Annotated in this window: 18 protein-coding genes; 6 read left to right on the forward strand and 12 right to left on the reverse strand. The window is 51.5% G+C overall.

The window, feature by feature from the left end; all coding sequences use genetic code 11:
- Nucleotides 1–51: 51 nt before the first annotated feature.
- From asr to msrP, 6 genes are all read right to left on the reverse strand, one after another.
- Entirely contained in the window at nt 52–447 is a 396-nt protein-coding gene (gene asr, locus OGW16_RS24235) for an acid resistance repetitive basic protein Asr (RefSeq protein WP_003028934.1), read from the reverse strand.
- A gap of 137 nt (nt 448–584) precedes the next feature.
- Nucleotides 585–2,072 (reverse strand): carboxypeptidase M32, encoded by a 1,488-nt coding sequence (locus OGW16_RS24240; RefSeq protein WP_286519136.1) that lies wholly within the window; start codon nt 2,070–2,072, stop codon nt 585–587.
- Between the two features lie 159 nt (nt 2,073–2,231).
- The gene (locus OGW16_RS24245; RefSeq protein ID WP_087050576.1) at nt 2,232–3,107 is read right to left on the reverse strand and encodes a formylglycine-generating enzyme family protein; all 876 of its coding nucleotides are present in this window, start codon (nt 3,105–3,107) and stop codon (nt 2,232–2,234) included.
- Nucleotides 3,100–4,131 (reverse strand): formylglycine-generating enzyme family protein, encoded by a 1,032-nt coding sequence (locus OGW16_RS24250; RefSeq protein ID WP_052128067.1) that lies wholly within the window; start codon nt 4,129–4,131, stop codon nt 3,100–3,102. Before OGW16_RS24250 ends, OGW16_RS24245 begins: the two co-directional genes overlap by 8 nt.
- A gap of 216 nt (nt 4,132–4,347) precedes the next feature.
- A complete protein-coding gene (msrQ, locus tag OGW16_RS24255; protein WP_075146142.1) occupies nt 4,348–4,974 on the reverse strand; it encodes a protein-methionine-sulfoxide reductase heme-binding subunit MsrQ in 627 nt (208 codons plus the stop codon).
- Complete coding sequence (gene msrP / locus OGW16_RS24260) at nt 4,975–5,979, reverse strand: protein-methionine-sulfoxide reductase catalytic subunit MsrP (protein ID WP_286519139.1); 1,005 nt, start codon at nt 5,977–5,979, stop codon at nt 4,975–4,977.
- Nucleotides 5,980–6,168: 189 nt separating this feature from the next.
- On the opposite strand from msrP, the gene OGW16_RS24265 reads away from it, so the two are divergent.
- The 3 genes from OGW16_RS24265 (at nt 6,169) to OGW16_RS24275 (ending at nt 9,216) form a co-directional block, all read left to right on the forward strand.
- Nucleotides 6,169–6,891 (forward strand): winged helix-turn-helix domain-containing protein, encoded by a 723-nt coding sequence (locus OGW16_RS24265; protein ID WP_043016384.1) that lies wholly within the window; start codon nt 6,169–6,171, stop codon nt 6,889–6,891.
- Nucleotides 6,888–8,378: a sensor histidine kinase gene (locus tag OGW16_RS24270; protein ID WP_286519141.1), complete on the forward strand. Its 1,491-nt coding sequence runs from the start codon at nt 6,888–6,890 to the stop codon at nt 8,376–8,378. The genes OGW16_RS24265 and OGW16_RS24270 overlap by 4 nt, the downstream gene beginning before the upstream one ends.
- Nucleotides 8,379–8,529: 151 nt before the next feature.
- Nucleotides 8,530–9,216, forward strand: coding sequence for a CPBP family intramembrane glutamic endopeptidase (locus OGW16_RS24275; protein ID WP_200000711.1), 687 nt, complete (start codon nt 8,530–8,532; stop codon nt 9,214–9,216).
- Nucleotides 9,217–9,249: 33 nt separating this feature from the next.
- Here the strand turns inward: OGW16_RS24275 and ynfM are convergent, their stop codons facing one another.
- The gene (ynfM, locus tag OGW16_RS24280; RefSeq protein ID WP_043016381.1) at nt 9,250–10,503 is read right to left on the reverse strand and encodes a multidrug efflux MFS transporter YnfM/SxtP(Kp); all 1,254 of its coding nucleotides are present in this window, start codon (nt 10,501–10,503) and stop codon (nt 9,250–9,252) included.
- A gap of 106 nt (nt 10,504–10,609) precedes the next feature.
- On the opposite strand from ynfM, the gene ynfL reads away from it, so the two are divergent.
- The 3 genes from ynfL to bioD all read left to right on the forward strand — a co-directional run bounded on the left by ynfL (nt 10,610) and on the right by bioD (nt 13,678).
- Complete coding sequence (gene ynfL / locus OGW16_RS24285; RefSeq protein ID WP_047411352.1) at nt 10,610–11,518, forward strand: multidrug efflux transcriptional activator YnfL/SxtR(Kp); 909 nt, start codon at nt 10,610–10,612, stop codon at nt 11,516–11,518.
- A gap of 118 nt (nt 11,519–11,636) precedes the next feature.
- A complete protein-coding gene (gene mlc / locus OGW16_RS24290) occupies nt 11,637–12,857 on the forward strand; it encodes a sugar metabolism global transcriptional regulator Mlc (protein WP_043016379.1) in 1,221 nt (406 codons plus the stop codon).
- A gap of 125 nt (nt 12,858–12,982) precedes the next feature.
- Complete coding sequence (gene bioD / locus OGW16_RS24295) at nt 12,983–13,678, forward strand: dethiobiotin synthase (RefSeq protein ID WP_043016378.1); 696 nt, start codon at nt 12,983–12,985, stop codon at nt 13,676–13,678.
- Here the strand turns inward: bioD and clcB are convergent.
- From clcB to ynfF, 5 genes are all read right to left on the reverse strand, one after another.
- Nucleotides 13,634–14,923, reverse strand: coding sequence for a voltage-gated ClC-type chloride channel ClcB (clcB, locus tag OGW16_RS24300; RefSeq protein WP_286519146.1), 1,290 nt, complete (start codon nt 14,921–14,923; stop codon nt 13,634–13,636). The genes bioD and clcB overlap by 45 nt on opposite strands.
- A 151-nt stretch (nt 14,924–15,074) precedes the next feature.
- Entirely contained in the window at nt 15,075–15,689 is a 615-nt protein-coding gene (gene dmsD / locus OGW16_RS24305) for a Tat proofreading chaperone DmsD (RefSeq protein ID WP_087053256.1), read from the reverse strand.
- 42 nt (nt 15,690–15,731) lie between these two features.
- A complete protein-coding gene (locus OGW16_RS24310) occupies nt 15,732–16,586 on the reverse strand; it encodes a dimethyl sulfoxide reductase anchor subunit family protein (protein ID WP_075146145.1) in 855 nt (284 codons plus the stop codon).
- 1 nt (nt 16,587) lies between these two features.
- Nucleotides 16,588–17,205, reverse strand: a complete 618-nt coding sequence (gene dmsB / locus OGW16_RS24315) for a dimethylsulfoxide reductase iron-sulfur subunit DmsB (protein WP_043016374.1) — start codon at nt 17,203–17,205, stop codon at nt 16,588–16,590.
- A 10-nt stretch (nt 17,206–17,215) separates the two neighbouring features.
- The gene (ynfF, locus tag OGW16_RS24320) at nt 17,216–19,642 is read right to left on the reverse strand and encodes a selenate/tellurate reductase subunit YnfF (protein ID WP_080625166.1); all 2,427 of its coding nucleotides are present in this window, start codon (nt 19,640–19,642) and stop codon (nt 17,216–17,218) included.
- Nucleotides 19,643–19,880: the final 238 nt, after the last annotated feature.

The raw sequence follows: 19,880 nt of genomic DNA on the forward strand, positions 1-19,880 counted from the left end.
TTTAGCGCCGTATGCTATGGCGTGGGGGACGCCATAGTGACTACAAATGTGTTATGCAGCAGGTTGAGCTGCTGGTTTAGCGGTGTCGTGTTTTACTGCTTTTTTGGTGTGTTTTTTAGCGGCCTGAGCTTTTTGCTCTGGTGCTTTTTGTTCTGCTGCTGGTTTGGTTGCAGCTTTTTTGGTGTGTTTTTTAGCGGCCTGAGCTTTCTGCTCTGGTGCTTTTTGTTCTACCGCCGGTTTTGTGGTGGATTTTTTAGCGTGTTTCTTGGCAGCCTGAGCTTTCTGCGGCGCTGCTTTGTGCTGCTTTTTATGATGCGTGGTTTTTGCCGGCGCAGCTTTAGTGGTTGCAGCAGCAGCCGGAGCAGTTGTAGCAGTTGTTTCAGCAGCAAATGCAGCAGAAGACAGACCCATAGCAGCGGCAACAACCAGAGCTAATACTTTTTTCATTCTCATACCCTCGATTTGGTTTTTCATTCAACCCCACTGCGGGGCCGTTGAAATAACTATATCGCTGTAATCACAGGGCTTCCGTGAGTCATTGGTATCGGCGTGTAACGATATGTACAATGACTCACGGTATGAGATTACAAATAGCGGGCTTCCAGGTGGGCGCGGAAATAACGGCTGCTAAGCGGCTCTCCGGTGGCCTGGGTAATAAGTTGTTCAGTGGTGAAACGGCTGCCATGCTGCCAGATGTTCTGACGTAACCAGTCAAACAGGGGACCAAACTCACCTTGCGCAATAGACTGATTCAAGTCAGGCAGTGCGCGGTTTGCGGCACTGAACAACTGCGCCGCATACATGGCGCCCAAGGTATAGGAAGGGAAGTAGCCAAAGCCTCCGTCAGTCCAGTGAATATCCTGCATACAACCGTTACGATAGTTTCCGATCGTTGACAGCCCCAGCCAGGCCTGCATTTTCTCATTCCACAATGCCGGGATATCATCCACTTCAATATCGCCATTGATGAGCGCGCGTTCGATTTCATAACGCAGGATCACGTGAGCGGGATAGCTCACCTCGTCGGCATCAACACGAATGAACCCGGGTTTAACCTGCTGGTTCCAGGCGATGAAATTGCTTTCTTCAAATGCAGCCTGATCGCCAAAGTGGCGCGTTACAGCAGGAATTAACCGTGTCAGAAAGGCTTTACTGCGTCCCAGTTGCATCTCGAAGAACAGACTCTGGGACTCATGAATGGCGGTTGAACGTGCCAGAGCGATAGGTTGCCCTAACCAGTTACGTGGCAAATTTTGCTCATAGCGGGCATGACCGGTTTCATGGATCACGCCAAACAGTGCGCCGAGCAATTCATTTTCATCATAGCGAGTGGTAATACGAACGTCTTCAGGCACGCCGCCACAGAAGGGGTGTGCGCTGATATCCAGTCGGCCAGCCGTAAAGTCAAATCCCAACTGCGCCATCGTTTCAAGCCCCAACTCTCGCTGGATAGCGGTTGGGAAGGGGCCAACCGGGGCGATGAGCGACTGCTGAGACTGTTTTGCCACCACCTTGTTTAGCAGATCGGGCAGCCAGCTTTTTACATCTGCAAACAGGACATCCAGTTGGGCGCTGGTCATTCCGGGCTCAAAGATGTCCAGTAGCGCGTCATAAGGCGAACAGCCTTTTGCGTCTGCGCGTAGTCGGGCTTCTTCGCGGCTGTACTGCACGACTTCTTTCAGGTTTTCGGCAAATCCTTCCCAGTCATTCGCGGGTCGCTGACTACGCCAGGCATGCTCGCAGCGGCTTCCCGCAAGAGATTTTGCTTCTACCAACGATTCGGGCAATAGGGATGCCTGGTGATGTAGCCGCGACATTTCGCGAAGGTTCGCTTGCTCAACATCGTTGAGATCTTCCTGTTGCGCTGCGGCGATCCACGTTGCCACCTTCGGGTCGGTTAACAGCTGATGCTCAAGCACGCTCAGCTCGGCCAGCGCTTCGCCGCGAGCTTTGCTGCCGCCTGATGGCATCATGGTAAACATGTCCCAACTGGCTATTGCCGAGAGGTGGGAGAAGCGAGAGAGCCGCAGGAACGTGCGGGTGAGCTGATGGTAATTATCATTGTTACTCATTTTTTGTTCTCGTTCTGCTTAGGTGTGGTGAGAAGTTTACCGTGATTTATACACGATTTATGCACCCATCTTAGCGGCTACAGAAAAGAAGGCTACCAGTGGAGAAAAAACAGTACGCTTAGTTTTCTTGTTCATTCAGTCACCTTTTTTGCATCGTGCTTAAGGTTCCATGACACACCGCGCCGTATTCCTGGCTTGCTTGTCGTCATAACTGCGTGAAACTGTTGGTGCCCCCCCGTGTGCACTCATGGACTGGGAGCGGACCACTCTGTCGTTCTTATATTTATCGTTATCAGCCCAATAACCTGTTTCCTGATAAATATCACGCGTCCACTCATCTCCGTTGCTGGCTAGATCATAGAGCCCAAGTGGGTTTGGAGGAAACTTCCCGACGGACATCAGTTTATATTGCAACACCGAATAGTCTGTTCGCTCTTTGTCAGTTTCCAATGGTACATTCTTTCCGGGTTCTACGATGCCGGTGTCCGTGGGGTAGAGAATAAACTGGCCTCGGCTACGGGCAGCATATTCCCACTGTTTTTCGGTAGGTAGATCCATTGTCTTCCCAGTTGTTTTGCCCAACCAGTGACAATAATCTCGTGCTTCTTGCCAGGTGAGTAAAACCGGGACACGGTCCTCTTTCAGTTCCTTTTGATTTGGATCGGTGACCTCTACAGGATCTTTGCCGTTGACTTGCGTGTAGATAGCATAATCCCCGTAAGTAACCTGATATTTTGTCATTGAAAAATTATCAATGGTAACTTCTCTCAGTTCTAAAGGGTAATTGAACCGCAGTTCGGCATAACGTTGTTTGCCATATTCAGTATCAAACTTACCAAAGTAAAATGAGCCACCCTTAATCTCGATCATATCGGCCTGGGTTTGCCTGACCAGGCCGTTGGTATCGTTGGTTGAAAATATTGAGCCAACACGGGCGAACAGTCGGCTGACGTTATCGTGCAAAGCATCAGAAAATAACAGCCATGGCAACAACGCGGCGATAAGAAATGAAATCCATAAATATTTTTTACTCATGAGTCGCTATCCTTTGCGAATGATTAATAACGCAGCGGGCCGTGTAGGAACTGGCGGAGTCAACAGAAGCAGAAACAGCAGCATAATAACGATCGTGCACAGTCACGCCAAAACCTGATGAATCAGCATCGGGTTGATAGGGGCGTAAGACTTTCGCAGGGCCTTCACTGTCTAAATACCCTATTGCCGGTCCTTTAGGGTCAATGAAAGGGCCGTTGCCGTCAGGTTTGTCTCTCGAATACCAGTCATTAACCCACTCAAGGCCATTGCCGGAGAGATCGTATAATCCAAGTGGTGAAGGTGGGAATTGCCCAACAGGAGTAAGATAACCGTCCTTGATTGCTTGCCTCATTTCGAAAGAAGAAACATTAACTCCGGGTTCTATTGTATTATTGTCGGTCATAAACCCAACGTACTGACCACGATTTCTTGCGGCATATTCCCACTGTGCTTCAGTGGGTAACGCAACAGGCAAATCCGTTAACTTCCCTAACCACTGACAATAATCATTAGCCATATTCCAATTCAGGATGGCAGGAAGATTGCCATGTTGATGAATTTTCTCCCAGCGTTCAGAATCAAAACGGTCATGATGCGGATTGATAAATTGATCATTATCAGCCTGAAAAGTATCAAAATCACGGTTGGTGATTTTAAACTTTAACAGTGAATAATTACTTAACTTGACCTGATAGACAGGAGCTCCAGCGCACTGAGAAAGCGTTGGCGCATAATTATCACAGTTATCCGGACCCATAGTAAATTCGCCGCCCTCAATAAAAATGGCGTCATTCGTGATGCTTTGCTTAATAAGTGATTTGTTCTTTTCGACAGTTTCCGGCGTCATCAAGGCGGTGACAGATGAGGAGGGGCCTTGTGTGTGCTTCCGATAAAGCCCGTCAAGCCAAATAGCGCTTTTATATAAGCCGTTGCTGTAGAACATTTGCGTCAAAAAAACGAAGAATAATAAGAATATAATACCGCACCTCTTAAGAATGCGGCTAAAACTGAGCCTTTTCATCATGAAATCCTTTTCCTGGTTCATCTGATCAAGCTCAGGGTAACATACTCAAGACACAACGAATTCCGAAAGTAGGTTGCGAAATGCCTTCTTGTCCGCCGCTGTTAGTTTTTCAGGATGGCGAACCTGTTGAATGTCTGAGTAAGCTGATGGTAATTATCATTGTTACTCATTTTTTGTTCTCGTTCTGCTTAGGTGTGGTGAGAAGTTTACCGTGATTCATTCACTTTTCATAAACACACCTTTATACCTGGTTTTCCGTAACAGCTTTTTATAGCGAAAAGCCAGCAACACGACAAAACAAATGGCGTAGATAATGGGGAGCGGTGATAACACTTTTACCGACCAGAGGTAATGCAGCGGTAGCAAAATGGCGGCCAGGTAGACGTAGTTGTGCAACGTTTGCCAGCGTTTGCCCATTTTACGTTGCGCGGCTTGCGTGGAGGTCAGCGTCAGCAGGAGTAAGATAATCCAACCCGTCATGCCCAGCGTTAGCCATGGGCGTGAAACCAGTTCATGTCCTAGCAATCCCAGATTTTGCATACCCAACTCCAGCAGCGCATAGCTGAGCATATGCAACGTAGCCCATGCAAAGCACCACAAGCCTAACAACCGTCGGGTGCGAAATAACAAAGGCTGCTTTGCGTATCGTGCGAGCGGTGATACCAGCAGGGTAGCCAGCAAAAACTTCAGTGCGGTGATGCCTGTAAAGTGCTGGATATCTTTTCCCGGGTCGGCCCCCAATCCGCCATGCTGTGTGGCCCAGAAGAGCCACAGCAGGGGTAAAAAACCGGCGAGATGCAGCAGTACTTTCAGGCCGGTTATCTGTTTTGCGGTTAGCCTCACTTAAAAGTACTCCCGTAGATCCATACCCTGATATAAAGAGGCCACCTCATCGGCATAACCATTGAAAAGCAATGTGGGCTGTCGCTGTACATCGAGAATGCCGCCCGAACCGATAAAACGCTCTGTGGCCTGAGACCAGCGAGGGTGATCGACCTGCGGATTTACATTGGCGTAAAAACCGTATTCGTTCGGCGCTGACATATTCCAGGTGGTCGGCGGCTGCTCGCGCGTGAGCTTAATACTGACTATCGATTTAATGCCCTTGAAGCCGTACTTCCAGGGTACGGTCAGGCGTATCGGCGCCCCGTTTTGCGGCGGCAACGCTTTGCCATACACGCCCACGGTCAGCAGTGTCAGTGGGTGCATAGCCTCATCCAAACGCAGACCTTCAACATAGGGATATTTCAACCCACCACCAATGAAGCGATCTTTCTGGCCGGGCATTTCATCAGGAGCGTAGCGAGTTTCAAAGGCGACGTATTTGGCGTGGCTGGTTGGCTCTACCAGCGCCAATAATTTATGCAAAGGAAAACCGACCCATGGCACAACCATCGACCATGCCTCAACGCAACGCATCCGGTAAATACGCTCTTCTAATGGAAAACGAGTGGTCAGCGCATCATGATCCAACGTTAACGGTTTGTTCACTTCACCGCTGATGGTCAACGTCCATGGATCGGTTTTCAGGCTACCGGCATTGGCGGCAGGATCGGCTTTATCCAGACCAAACTCGTAGAAATTGTTGTAGCCCGTCACTTTGTCTTCCGGCGTCAGGGGCAGACTGTTTTGCCAAAGCTCGGGTTTTGTAAACCCGAGTGGTTTGCCCGCCGGTGCAGGCGGACGATCGTTGCCTTTAAACCAATTTAACAAACCGGCTTGTGTCGGGGCAGACAACGACGCCGCCGCCGCGCCTATCCCAAGTGCTTTGAGGATCTGTCGTCGTTGCATAAAAAATACTGACTCGGCTGTAACATCAGCTTCCCGAAGTGGACGTTTTTTCTGCATAACGTTTCCTTTTTATTTTCATAGTAGGGAAAACAAAGCGACGTTTCCCTGTTGATGTCTGGCGTGTCGATAACGACATACTGTGCGCCTGCGTATCCCAGGATCCTCACGAAAAGTTAAAAATTTTGTGATAACTTCCGCCCCTTGCCTGAGGTAAGCTTTCAGCACGATGAGAGGGGGATGACACTGATGGCTGGCGCAAAAAAGATATTTTTGGTGGAAGATGACAGCGATATTGCCGCACTTTTGCAACTGAGCCTGAAGGATGAAGGGTACGAAATTATTCATGAGGCTGATGGGGCACGAGCGCTTGAGCAACTTGAGAAGCATGTCTGGGATGCCGTTATCCTCGATTTGATGCTGCCGGGCGTGGACGGTCTGGAGATTTGTCGTCGGATCCGTCAAATGAGTTTCTATCTTCCGGTCATCATTATCAGCGCTCGTACCAGTGAAACTCATCGCGTATTGGGACTGGAAATGGGGGCCGATGATTATCTGGCCAAACCTTTCTCGGTGCTGGAGTTGATGGCCCGGGTGAAAGCACTGTTTCGCCGTCAGGAGGCTATGAGTCAGAACCTGCGTATGGAAGCGGGGATTATCACCCTCCATGGCGTAGAGATTGATCCATTAGCCCGGGAAGTCCGCCAGCACGGTAAATCGCTTGATTTAACGCCGCGTGAATTCGATCTGCTCTATTTTTTCGCTCGTCATCCAGGGGAGGTCTTTTCGCGTCAGGCGCTGTTAGATCAGGTGTGGGGCTATCAGCACGAAGGATATGAGCATACGGTGAACAGTCATATCAATCGCCTGCGGACCAAAATTGAAAAAGATGCTGCGGAGCCGGAAATTATTCTCACGGTTTGGGGACGGGGCTATAAGCTTGCTGCGGTTAACGCGGAGCATCAGCCATGATTTATCGCCTGTCGCTGAGCCAGCGCCTGACCCTTGTCTTTACCGCCATTATGCTGATTTGCGCTGTTACCGTCAGCGTTGTCCAGATCCGCAGCAGTAAACAGTATGGCGACGCCATGGTGCAGAGACTTTCACTGGAGCTGGCGAGCAAGATTGTCAAAAGTGAGTCGCTTATTGATGCCAGTGGGCAGGTTAATCGCCAGATCTTAAAAGGACTTTTTAATCACCTGATGACGCTCAATCCAAGCGTGGAGTTGTATCTGGTCTCTCCGTCAGGTGAAATACTCGCCGATGCCGCCCCGCCCGGGCATATTCAGCGACAGAAAATTAGCGTACAGCCGATTCAGGTTTTCCTTAATTCGGACGAACTGCCCGTATACGGCAACGATCCGCGCAGCAGCCAGCAAAAAGTATTCAGCGCCGCGCCAGTTTTATTGAACGGTGAGCTGCATGGCTATTTGTACATTATTTTGCAGGGCGAAGACCTGAATATGCTGGCGAATGCCGCCTGGCAAAAAACGCTCTGGAATACCGTGGCCTGGACGTTAATACTGGTTTTATTAGCCGGTGCAATCGCTGGATTCCTGGTGTGGCGATGGGTGACGAACCCGGTGAAAAGACTGACCGGACAGGTGGTTAAACTGGAGCAGGACAGCATTAGCGTCATCAAACAGCTGGCGCAAAAAGATCCCGAACCGGCACCGGCGAATGAAATAGCATTGCTGAACAATGCGTTTATCGAATTAGCGCAGAAAATTGCCCTGCAGTGGGATTTATTAGCGGATAGCGATCGTCAGCGCAGAGAGTTTATAGCCAATATTTCGCACGATTTACGTACGCCGCTGACTTCCCTGCTGGGATATCTGGAAATGCTGTCGCTGAAAGCCGATACCATGACGCCGGAGGAAAATCGGCATTATCTTAGCATCGCGCTGCGCCAGGGACATAAGGTTCGCCATCTGTCACAACAGCTGTTTGAACTGGCGAGGCTTGAGCATGGCGGTATAAAACCGCAGCGTGAACGATTTGCTATTGGCGAGCTGATCCAGGATGTGGCGCAGAAGTTTGATCTCCCTGTTGCCACGCGTCACTTGCAGTTGCACCTTGAGGTAATGGGACCGCTACCGCTGGTGAATGCAGATTTGTCGATGATGGAAAGAGTCGTGACGAATTTGCTGGATAACGCTATCCGTCATACGCCTGATGGGGGTGAGGTGCGGTTGAAAGTCTGGCGTGATGCAGACCGCCTATTAGCAGAAGTGCAGGACAGTGGGCCAGGAGTAGAAGAGGCTGTACGAGAAGTATTATTTCAACGCCCGACCGCGTTAATTCCCCGTGAGCAGCGGGCAGAGCGCGGCGGACTGGGTTTACTGATTGTGCGTAGAATGCTCGAGCTGCATGGGGGGGATATCAGCCTGGTTAATTCCACGGCTGGGGCCTGTTTCCGTTTTTCATTGCCGCTGGCGGATTCTCCACTAAATAGCTGACGATAATGTTCTGGCGATAAGCGCTATACCGCAATCCTCGTGTGAACCCGTGGCCATTGCGTAAAAGTTGGTAGGTTGTCAGTGATAATGAGAATTTTTATCATATATCGATAATTCATCAACTTATCTTTGATAAGCGCAAGGAGATCGTATGTCACAGGATGCCGACAACCTGTATATCGTCAGAACCAAAGCGGTTGCTGGCTGTTTTTCCATGTTTTTACTGATGTTTGGTCTCACGTTTACCCCGTTATTTTTCCCCGCGAGCCAGACACTGCTTGCCAAAGGGCTACTTTTTCCGCTGCTGTTTGCGCTGGAATTTGTTGTGCTGGTTCCGCTGCATTATTTCTTCTTCAGAAAAAGAGAGGGGTTGGGCAAAGGAATTTTCAACGCCAGGTGGTTTACCATTTTGTTCGTGGCGCTGTTGTTTATTCAGCTCATCCTGCCATGGATTCTGGGCCTCAGACAAACCGAAGCGTGGGTGACCAGCCAGATATCCCTAAACAGCTATGCGCTGTGGTTATCTACTCTTACTCTGATATTTATTGCGCCAGTTTATGAAGAAATTGTTTTCAGGGGCTGTTTATTCAACGCATTCCAGTACTGGTTCAATAATAAAACCTGGCTGTCGTCGGTGGTGGTATCGGTCATTTTTGCCATCATGCATACACAGTATGTGGATTTGCGCACGTTGCTGATGTTGTTTCTTGTGTCGCAGGTTTTGATCATCGCCAGACTGAGAAGTAACGGGCTGTTGATGCCAGTTATGCTGCATATAGTGATGAACGGGACGGTTATTGCCCTGCAAATGGCGGCTCAGACGTTACAGCCTGGTTGATGAAGGCGATGCCCGGAACCCGGGCATCGTAGATTAAACGTGCAGACGATGGTGCAGACGTGTGCCGACCAGCAATGCCAGCACCAGCATCAGGGCGATAAATCCACCCACGCCGTTCCAGCCGTAGCTGTGCCAGAATACGCCGCCCAGCGTACCGGCAATGCTTGAACCCAGATAATAGCTGAACAGATACAGGGAAGACGCCTGGCCTTTAGCGCGTTTTGCCCGCGGTCCAATCCAACTGCTTGCCACAGAGTGCGCGGCAAAGAACCCGGCTGAAAAGAGCAGCATCCCGGCAAAGATCAACCACAGCGAAGTGAACAGAGTCATCAACAGTCCAGCCAACATTACGCCGGTTGAAAAGAGCATTACCGGGCCACGTCCATAGCGGGTAGTCATAGAACCCGCTTTCGGCGAACTCCAGGTCCCGGTCAGATACGCTACGGAAAGCAGGCCGACCACCGCCTGGCTGAGTTCCCACGGAGAGAGCATCAGACGGTAGCCGATGTAATTAAACAGCGTGACAAACGACCCCATCAGTAAAAAGCCTTCCGCAAACAGCAGCGGCAACCCTCTGTCGCGCCAGTGCAAACGAAAGTTGATAAACAACGTTTTCGGGCGTAGCGACGTTGGTCTGAAATGACGTGATTCCGGTAAGATTTTCCAGAACATCAGCGCGGAGGCGAGGGCAAAACACCCAATCGCCGCCAGCGCGATACGCCAGTTAAAAAAGTCGGTAAAAACGCCGCTGATCAAACGACCACTCATACCACCAATTGAGTTACCGCTGATATATAAGCCCATTGAAAAGGCGACGAAGCTGGGGTGAATTTCCTCGCTCAGATAGGTCATTCCCACTGCCGCCACGCCGCTGAGCGAAAGCCCTATCAGCGCGCGCATGATTAAAATACCGTGCCAACTGGTCATCATCGTCGAAAGCAACGTACAGCAGGACGCGAGCAGTAGCGCCGTAACCATTACCGGCTTGCGGCCTATCGCATCGGAAAGTGGACCGGTAAACAGTAAACCGATCGCCAGCATCGCCGTTGAGATGGAAAGCGAAATACTGCTGCTGGCAGGAGAGACTCCAAACTCGTTTGAGAGCACTGGTAGTATGGGTTGCACACAATAGAGGAGAGCAAAAGTCGCCAACCCGGCGGAAAACAGCGCCAGAGTGACGCGCATAAATGGGGATGTTCCGCGTTTGATAAAACCATCCGGCGGGGTAACTATCTGTTCATCAACATCGCTGGTTGGCGCGGTATCGACAGTTGTTGTACGGCTCACTTGAAATCCTTGCTCAATCAAAACTTCTACAGGACTAGCCTTAAGAGTATGAAAATCACAATATTCTGTCTAATATATTAATAATCTCAAATGATATCTTAAAAATATGAATATCGAACTGCGTCATTTACGTTACTTTGTAGCGGTTGCTGAAGAGCTGCATTTTGGTCGGGCGGCGGCGCGGCTGAATATATCGCAACCGCCGCTTAGCCAGCAGATCCAAATCCTGGAGCAGCAGGTCGGCGCCCGGCTTCTGGCGCGGACTAATCGCAGCGTGGCGCTGACCTCTGCCGGAAAGCAGTTCCTGGCGGACAGTCGGCAAATCCTCGGTTTGGTTAATGAAGCCGCTGCCAGGGCTGAGCGGCTTCATCTGGGAGAAGCGGGGGAATTGCGTATCGGTTTTACGTCTTCGGCACCGTTTATCAAAGCGGTTTCAGATACCTTATCCGTGTTTCGCCAAAGCTACCCTGCAGTGCATATGCAAACCCGCGAAATGAATACGCGCGAGCAAATTGCTCCGCTTAATGAAGGAACGCTGGATTTGGGACTTCTGCGCAACACACAGCTTCCTGAAACGCTGGAGCATGAAATCATTCTGCATGAGCCGCTGATGGCGATGATCCCGCGTACGCATCCGCTGGCGCAAAAGCCCGTGGTCACATTGGCGGAACTGGCCAATGAGCCATTTGTCTTTTTTGACCCCCATGTAGGGACGGGGTTGTATGACGATATTCTTGGCCTGATGCGTCGCTATGGACTGAAGCCGACTATCGCTCAGGAGGTTGGTGAGGCGATGACTATCATCGGGCTGGTGGCCGCAGGATTAGGTGTCTCCATTCTTCCCGCTTCCTTTAAACGGGTGCAATTGTATGAAATGTGTTGGATCCCGATAGCGGAGGAAGATGCCGTTTCAGAAATGTGGTTAGTGTGGCCAAAGCATCATGAGCAAAGTCACGCCGCGCAACGCTTTCGGGAACAGCTTCTGGCGGTAGTTAAGGCGATTAATTTAGTTTAAAAATGAGCGAAAATGTGCAGTAAATCACAAGGCTAAGTAAAAAGTTGACGGAAGCCATTGAAGTGCTTCACCATAGCCCGCAGATTATTTCGGAGCGCGAAAATAAAGGGAGTAAGTGGTGGTTGCTGATAGTCAGCCTGGGCATATCGATCAAATTAAGCAGACCAATGCTGGCGCAGTTTACCGCCTGATTGATCAGCTGGGTCCGGTATCGCGTATTGATCTCTCTCGCCTGGCGCAACTGGCGCCAGCCAGTATTACTAAAATTGTCCGCGAAATGCTCGAAGCGCACCTGGTGCAAGAGTTGGAAATCAAGGAAGCGGGCAGCCGTGGGCGTCCGGCTGTTGGGCTGGTTGTTGAAACGGAAGCCTGGCACTATTTATCCATTCGTATCAGTCGCGGCGAGATCTTTCTGGCACTGCGCGATCTGAGCAGCAAACTGGTGGTAGAAGATTGTCTCGAAATGGCGCTGGTCAGTGAAACACCGCTGCTGGAACGTGTTATTACTCAGGTCGACCAGTTTTTCATCCGCCACCAACAAAAGCTGGAACGCTTAACCTCCATCGCCATCACCTTACCCGGCATTATTGATACTGAAAACGGTATCGTGCATCGCATGCCATTTTACGAAGATGTCAAAGAGATGCCGCTGGGCCAGGCGCTTGAGAACCATACTGGCGTACCGGTCTATATTCAGCATGATATTAGCGCCTGGACCATGGCTGAGGCGCTTTTCGGCGCATCGCGCGGCGCGCGCGATGTCATTCAGGTGGTGATCGATCATAACGTGGGTGCCGGGGTGATCACTGACGGTCATTTACTACATGCCGGTAGCAGTAGCCTGGTGGAAATTGGCCATACGCAGGTGGATCCGTACGGTAAACGCTGCTACTGCGGTAACCATGGGTGTCTGGAAACGATCGCCAGCGTCGACAGCGTGCTCGAACTGGCGCAGGTGCGCTTGAAGCAGTCAATGAGTTCTTCTTTACACGGACAACCGCTGACGGTAGACGCACTGTGTCTGGCGGCAATGCAGGGTGATTTATTGGCGAAAGATATCATTAGCGGCGTAGGGACCCACGTCGGACGCATTCTGGCCATCATGGTGAATTTGTTCAACCCGCAAAAGATATTGATTGGTTCTCCGCTCAGTAAAGCGGCGGATATTCTGTTCCCCACTATTGCTGACAGCATTCGTCAGCAGGCGCTCCCGGCCTACAGTCAGCATATAGTCGTTGAAAGTACGCAATTCACCAATCAAGGGACGATGGCGGGGGCCGCGCTCGTTAAGGACGCGATGTATAACGGTTCTTTGTTGATTCGTCTATTACAGGGTTAACATTTTTTAACTGTTGTACGAAAAATTGCGCTATCTCAAGCTGATTCTCGTCATCATACCTTAGACTTTCTCCACTGTTTTATTTTCCTGATTTATATTTTCAAAGCATAACGGTGGAGTTAGTGATGCTGAAGCGTTTCTTTATTACAGGTACAGACACTTCTGTTGGGAAGACCGTGGTTTCCCGCGCATTACTACAAGCGTTAGCGTCAGGGGGTAAAAGCGTTGCGGGTTACAAACCCGTAGCCAAAGGAAGCAAAGAGACACCTGAAGGCCTGCGCAACAAAGATGCGCTGGTGCTGCAAAGCGTGTCCACTATCGAACTGCCTTACGAAGCGGTCAACCCGATTGCGCTCAGCGAAGACGAAAGTAGCGTAGCGCATAGTGGTCCGGTCAATTACACTCTGTTATCCAACGGTCTCGCAAGCCTCAGCGAAAAAGTCGATCATGTTGTCGTGGAAGGTACCGGAGGCTGGCGCAGTCTGATGAACGATCTGCGTCCGTTATCGGAGTGGGTGGTGCAGGAACAACTGCCGGTGCTGATGGTGGTGGGTATCCAGGAAGGCTGTATTAATCATGCCATCCTCACCGCACAGGCGATTGCCAGCGACGGACTGCCGCTGATTGGCTGGGTCGCGAACCGAATCAACCCGGGGCTGGCGCATTATGCGGAAATCATTGATGTGCTAAGTAAAAAATTACCCGCTCCGTTAATCGGCGAACTACCTTATCTGCCTCGGGCAGAGCAGCGCGAGCTGTCTCAGTACATCCGTCTGTCAATGCTCGGCAGCGTGCTGTCGGTAGATAGAGTCCTGGCGTAACGTTCGCGACAGCACTGACGCCAACACGCAGGCAATCAGCAATCCGGGGAGTAGACGATACTCCCCGGTCATTTCACAAACCATCAGCGTCGACATTATTGGCGCATGCGTAGTTGCTGCCAGCAGCGTGGCCATCCCCGTTAATCCCAGCAAAATGGCAATCTCATCCGGACCCGGAAGCCACAACCCCCATACCCGTCCCAGCAGCATGCCCACCGACAGACCGACAAACAGCGTTGGCGTGAACACGCCGCCTGGCGCGCCGGATCCACTGCTGGCAAGCACAGCCAGTAATTTGCAGATGAAGATCCCGCTCACCACGGCCAACAATGGTGGGGAAAGTAAATATGATTGCACCACGCTGTAGCCATTACCCCATACTGCTGGTGTGAGTAATGACAGCAGGCCAACGATCAGCCCGCCAAGCGCCAGTTGCCACGGGGGCGAGAGTTTAAAGCGTAAAAAAACATTATGACTGGCGGTCATTAACCACATAAAGAGCGGTCCGCAAACGCCGGCAGCCAGACCCGTACTGACGATCATGACGTATTCCAGCACATGCAGTTCTCGTGTGAAGTGCACGGCATACATCAGCGCATTGCTGTCGCTCAGCACATTGGTGGTGAGCAGAGCGACGACGGCGGAGACCACCACCGGTCCCAATGACGCCAGGATCAACGTGCCGAACAACACTTCGGCAATAAATAAACTGCCCGCCAGCGGAGCATGGTACGCTCCGGCCATACCCGCAGCGGCGCCGCAGGCAATCCATAACTTCCATTCTGTACGCGGGGTAAAACGTTGAGCAAAGCAGGAGGCCGCAAGCGCCGCCAGTAAAATCATGGCACCTTCACGCCCGATGGCGCTCCCGCTGGCAACGACCAGTAACGAGGCCAGCGATTTCACCAGGCTTGCACTGACGTCAAATTGTCCGTCGGTTTGCAGGGCCTCCATATAATCAGTGGGAGCCTGCGGGCGTAAACGGTTGAACTTTTGCCATCCCCAAAGCAGCAATCCTGCCGCCAGCCCCCCTAATGCAGGCGTCAGCATACGTCTTAAAGGGGAAAGGTTTGTCGCCGCATTGACCAGACTCCCGGTGTCGTTGCTCAGGAACAACCATTCGAGAAGAAACATAGCATGACGAAATCCTGCGACGGCCAACGCAGCGAGGATACCAATCAGCGCGGCAATCAGCAGGCGGCGAAACATGGCGCGCAAGTCAGGATAAGCATGTAAATGATGCATGTGTGGCCAGAGAGGAAGTTTCAGACGCTGTATTTTGCGGCTATTTGACAACAGAAGCAAAAGCTCAGCGTGCGCAACAGGATGCACGACAGGCAGGATGCACGACAGGCAGGATGCACGACAGGCAGGATGCATCCTGCCTGTCGTGAAATTAACGAAACAGGGGCTTATCAGCTATCGGGATCAGTAACTGCGACTGCCACTGGGCCAGCGTCAGGCGCGCCAGCTCACCCAGCGCCTGGTAAAACGGGTGGTCAGCTTTTTCGATAAACACCTCAAGGAAGCGCGATGACCACGGGAAAAGATGCCAGGCCAGCAGCTGTTCGCACTCGGTGTGGCGTTCGTTCTCAGCAAGCCAGGCTGTCAGCAATAGCAGCGAACCAAAGTGATCTTCTGGCTCATTTTGCTGCATGGCAAACTGGATGCCGTTGTCCCGCATCCACTGACGCAGAGCCAGCGTGGAGTCGCCAAACAACACATTTTCACGATCCAGCCAGACGGATCCCCAGGGCGGAGAAGGTAGCGCATACGGACCGACAAACAAGCGTTGCCAGGCCTGCGGCAGAGGCTCATCGGTCTCGGCTTGCAGTTGTGCTGCCAGCGGGGAGAGTGTTGCTTGATCAAGCGGCCATTGCGCCTGCCAGCCATCGGCCCTTAACGCACTGACTACTGCAGAGGCTTCCACGCTGTCTGGCGCATAGTAAAACAGCGCGCCAAGTACGCGCGCTGCGGTAGAAAAGTTGTCACCTTGCGAAAAATGGGTCATGCAAAAAATCCTGAACAGTGCGGGTTACCCCGCACCCAAAAGTTAACCTGCAACAGCCATGCCGACTGTCATATGTAAACCGTAAAACAAACCCCGGCCGATGATTTCACCGCCAAGTACTAAAACCAGGCCCAGCGCCAGTCCGCCGACTGACGGCTCTTTGCGACGGATTAACGGACATATCCAGCAACCCAGACCCGCAGCCAGCAACAGGACACGCCAGACCTGTAAACTGCCATAGTCGGGAACCAACGCGCTGGCGTTTTGTACCGAGCTGTGAATATCACTGAGCGATACACCCTGCAGGACAATAACGGCCACCGCCACCAGCAGGGCCACAACGCTGATACTGGCGAATCTGGCGGCGTTAAAAGAAACACCCGCGGCGCGCAGCAGCAGGGCGGCAAACAGTGGTCCGCTTAGCAACAGTGTCATAAAAAATGCCAGCGTGGTGTAGCCATTATACCAGGTCGGAACGGTATCTATCTGGTAGACGCTGGTCATCGCCAGCACAAAAACCAGGCCCAGCAGCATGCCAGCCAGCAGCCAGATTTTACCTAACGCTGCGGGCATTTTACCGAGAAACGCCACCAGCCACCACAGGCCGCCGACGGCGAAAAACAGAGAACCGCTGGCGATTTCATTACTCAGCGCAGATGCGCCGACCCTGTTCAGCGAGTTAAAGGCGCGCAGCGGTGAACCTAAATGCATTACCGAGGCGAGAAAGGCGATGCCCATCACCAGCCACAGAAAAAACATGCTGCGCACGATACGTTGTTTTGCCATTCCGTCTTTAGCGGTCAGCCAGCCATAGCCACTCACTATCAGCGCGCCAGCCACGCACTGGCCGAGCACCGTAAACAGGACCAGCGGCCATTCATGCCATCCATTGCCCATGTTACACCTCCTTCGGATTTGCCAGATAACCCGTGGTATCCCCGGTCGGGCGGCTATTGGCGTTGGGTTTGATCACAATGCTCGGTTTGGTGAAATGCGCGCCCGGCAGCGGAGCGACTGCCGCCAGCTCACCGTGTTTTTTGCGCAGTGCATCAATGGGACCAAAGTCCAGCGCGCGCAGCGGGCAGGACTCGACGCAGATGGGCTTTTTGCCGTCGGCGACGCGGTCATGACAACCGTCACACTTGGTCATATGTCCTTTGGCGGCATTGTACTGCGGCGCGCCATACGGGCAGGCCATGTGGCAGTAGCGACAGCCGATGCAAACGTCTTCATCAACCACCACAAAACCATCTTCACGTTTATGCATGGCTCCGCTGGGGCAAACCTTGGTGCAGGCTGGATCTTCGCAGTGGTTACAGGCAATGGAGAGGTAATAGGCGAAAACATTCTGGTGCCAGACGCCGTTATCTTCCTGCCAGTCACCACCTGCGTACTCGTAAATCCGCCGGAAACTGACGTCGGGGGTGAGGTCTTTGTAGTCTTTGCAGGCCAGCTCGCAGGTTTTACACCCGGTGCAACGGCTGGAATCAATAAAAAATCCATACTGAGTTGTCATGGGTTAGTCCTTATACCTTTTCAACCTGAACGAGATTACTGTGGGATGGATTCCCCTTCGCTAATGGAGAAGGTCGATGCGACGTGAGAATGTTAATGGAACCACCATGATCGATCCGATCGCCGAACATATCGGCATTGAGCCAGGCACCTTGTCCGATAGCTGTGACGCCGGGCAAAATGCGCGGTGTAACTTTCGCGCTGATCAACATCTGGCCATTATTGTTAAACACCCTTACCGTGTCGCCGTTACGAATACCACGTGCATTGGCATCAATGGGGTTTATCCAGACCTCCTGCGGGCAAGCCTGCTGTAAAACATCGATATTGCCGTAGCTGGAGTGGGTTCTCGCCTTATAGTGGAACCCCGTGAGCTGCAGTGGATACGTTTGGCGCTTAGGATCGTCCCAACCGTCAAAGCCTGGGGCATAAGCAGGAAGAGGATGAACAATTTCGTCGTCTTTGAGTTCCCATGTTTCTGCGATGACGGCAAGCCGTTCAGAGTAAATCTCAATTTTCCCTGATGGCGTTTTCAATGGGTTAGCGGCGGGATCTTCCCGGAAAGAACGAAAGGCAACATAGTGTTCTTCGGGACATTTTTTCTTGAATATGCCTGTCGTTTTCATTTCCTCGTAATCCGGCATTTCCGGGTTACGCTCTTTGGTTTTGGCATGCAGGTATTTCACCCATTCATGTTGTGTACGACCCTCGGTGAATTTTTGGTACACATCCGGGCCCAAACGTTTGGCGACTTCACTGAGCATCCAGTAAATGGGTTTACGTTCAAATTTTGGCGAAGTCGCAGGTTGACCAAGGATGACATACCCCATGTTCCCGGCAGACTCGTGGGAGATGAGATCTTCCTGTTCGGTTGGCATCAGGTCAGGCAGCAGGATGTCGCAGTATTTTGCGGAGGCAGTCATAAAATGCTCAATACCGACGATCATCTCGCACTTGCTGTCATCCTGTAAGACTTCATGGGTATGCGCGATATTGCCATGCTGGTTGACGAGCGTATTACTGGCATAACACCAGATAAATTTGATAGGCACGTCCAGCTTATCTTTGCCGCGAACACCATCTCTGGTCGCGGTCATCTCTGCGCCATGATCGATAGCATCCGTCCAGGTAAAGACAGATATCTGCGTTTTAACCGGATTTTCTAACATGGAGAACCATTCCACGCCCAGATCCCACGTCCCTTCACGCATCCCTGAGTTACCACCGTTTATCCCCACATTGCCGGTTAAAACGGAGAGCATCGTAATCGCGCGAGCGGTTTGTTCACCATTGGAGTGACGCTGCGGTCCCCAGCCCTGGCAGATATAAGCGGGTTTCGCTGCGCCGATTTCACGCGCTAAGTGGATAATTTTCTCAGACGGAATGCTGGTAATGTGAGAAGCCCATTCTGGCGTTTTGGCAACTCCGTCTGGCCCATCCCCCAGAATGTATGCCTTATAGTGCGCATTACGCGGTGCACTGGCGGGAAGAGTGGTTTCATCGTAGCCGACGCAGTATTTATCAAGAAAAGGTTTATCGATGAGATCTTCGGTGATCAACACCCAGGCAATTGCCGCAGCCAGTGCAGCGTCAGTTCCTGGTCGAATAGGAAGCCATTCATCTTCACGACCAGCGGCAGTATCGTTATAACGAGGATCGATAACGATCATTCGTGCGTTAGAACGTTCGCGGGCTTGCTCAACATACCAGGTTACACCACCGCCGCTCATACGGGTTTCGGCAGGGTTGTTGCCAAACATGACAACCAGTTTTGTATTGGCGATGTCGTCCGGGCTGTTGCCGTCGTTAGCACCAAACATATAACTCATGGCGGCGCTGATTTGCGCGGTACTATAGCTACCATAGCGACTCAAATAGCCGCCGCATGAATTCATCAAGCGATAGGGGACGTTGGAGTTTGTAATATTCCCACCATCTACACCTGTACCGTACAGCACATGGACCGCTTCGTTGCCGTAATCCTTCAGGATCCGCTGCAAATTACCGCTAATAGTGTCCAGCGCTTCATCCCAGGTGATCCGCTCAAATTTTCCTTCTCCACGCTTGCCTACGCGTTTCATTGGATATTTCAGGCGGTCAGGGTGATTCATACGGCGACGGATCGATCGGCCGCGCAAGCAGGCGCGTACCTGGTGATTACCATAGGTATCATCGCCCGTTGTGTCAGACTCTACCCAGTAAACGGCATCATCTTTAACGTGCAGACGTAAAAGGCAACGGCTGCCGCAGTTAACGGTACAGGAACTCCAGACAGCCTTCTCTTCAACCGGTTGCATCGCTTGTTGTACTGCCGCGGCAGCGGATCTCATACCAAAGGGTAAGGACAGGCTACCCGCGGCAAGCGCCAGTGAACCGATAGCTGAGGACTTCACTAACGTCCTACGGCTGATGCCTCCGGATTGTTCGGTTTCAGACATAACTCACTCCATTGAAATCATCGCTATATATCTAATTATATAATGAATAAATAGCATGCTAATTGTAGGACGAGTTTACCCATTTATAGGTATGTTTTATTAATGCGTATCAAAGTGTGGGGCGATCTTATTAATGTGTCTCGAAATGGACTTTCAACTACTGGCAATACTAAGCCCAGCGCCAGCCCTGAAAACTTCCTCATCGAGAACGTTTCGTCCTCTTTGCAACGGCTGGAAT

The organism is Citrobacter sp. Ce104 (assembly GCF_030334595.1).
Classification (GTDB): domain Bacteria; phylum Pseudomonadota; class Gammaproteobacteria; order Enterobacterales; family Enterobacteriaceae; genus Citrobacter; species Citrobacter europaeus.

Coding starts and splice junctions, on each gene's coding strand:
- ynfF (WP_080625166.1), bottom strand. CDS start 19,642: ATGTCTGAAACCGAACAATCCGGAGGCATCAGCCGTAGGACGTTAGTG.
- bioD (WP_043016378.1), top strand. CDS start 12,983: ATGCTGAAGCGTTTCTTTATTACAGGTACAGACACTTCTGTTGGGAAG.
- OGW16_RS24275 (WP_200000711.1), top strand. CDS start 8,530: ATGTCACAGGATGCCGACAACCTGTATATCGTCAGAACCAAAGCGGTT.
- OGW16_RS24240 (WP_286519136.1), bottom strand. CDS start 2,072: ATGAGTAACAATGATAATTACCATCAGCTCACCCGCACGTTCCTGCGG.
- OGW16_RS24250 (WP_052128067.1), bottom strand. CDS start 4,131: ATGATGAAAAGGCTCAGTTTTAGCCGCATTCTTAAGAGGTGCGGTATT.
- ynfL (WP_047411352.1), top strand. CDS start 10,610: ATGAATATCGAACTGCGTCATTTACGTTACTTTGTAGCGGTTGCTGAA.
- dmsD (WP_087053256.1), bottom strand. CDS start 15,689: ATGACCCATTTTTCGCAAGGTGACAACTTTTCTACCGCAGCGCGCGTA.
- dmsB (WP_043016374.1), bottom strand. CDS start 17,205: ATGACAACTCAGTATGGATTTTTTATTGATTCCAGCCGTTGCACCGGG.
- OGW16_RS24245 (WP_087050576.1), bottom strand. CDS start 3,107: ATGAGTAAAAAATATTTATGGATTTCATTTCTTATCGCCGCGTTGTTG.
- OGW16_RS24310 (WP_075146145.1), bottom strand. CDS start 16,586: ATGGGCAATGGATGGCATGAATGGCCGCTGGTCCTGTTTACGGTGCTC.
- clcB (WP_286519146.1), bottom strand. CDS start 14,923: ATGCATCATTTACATGCTTATCCTGACTTGCGCGCCATGTTTCGCCGC.
- OGW16_RS24270 (WP_286519141.1), top strand. CDS start 6,888: ATGATTTATCGCCTGTCGCTGAGCCAGCGCCTGACCCTTGTCTTTACC.
- OGW16_RS24265 (WP_043016384.1), top strand. CDS start 6,169: ATGGCTGGCGCAAAAAAGATATTTTTGGTGGAAGATGACAGCGATATT.
- asr (WP_003028934.1), bottom strand. CDS start 447: ATGAAAAAAGTATTAGCTCTGGTTGTTGCCGCTGCTATGGGTCTGTCT.
- msrP (WP_286519139.1), bottom strand. CDS start 5,979: ATGCAGAAAAAACGTCCACTTCGGGAAGCTGATGTTACAGCCGAGTCA.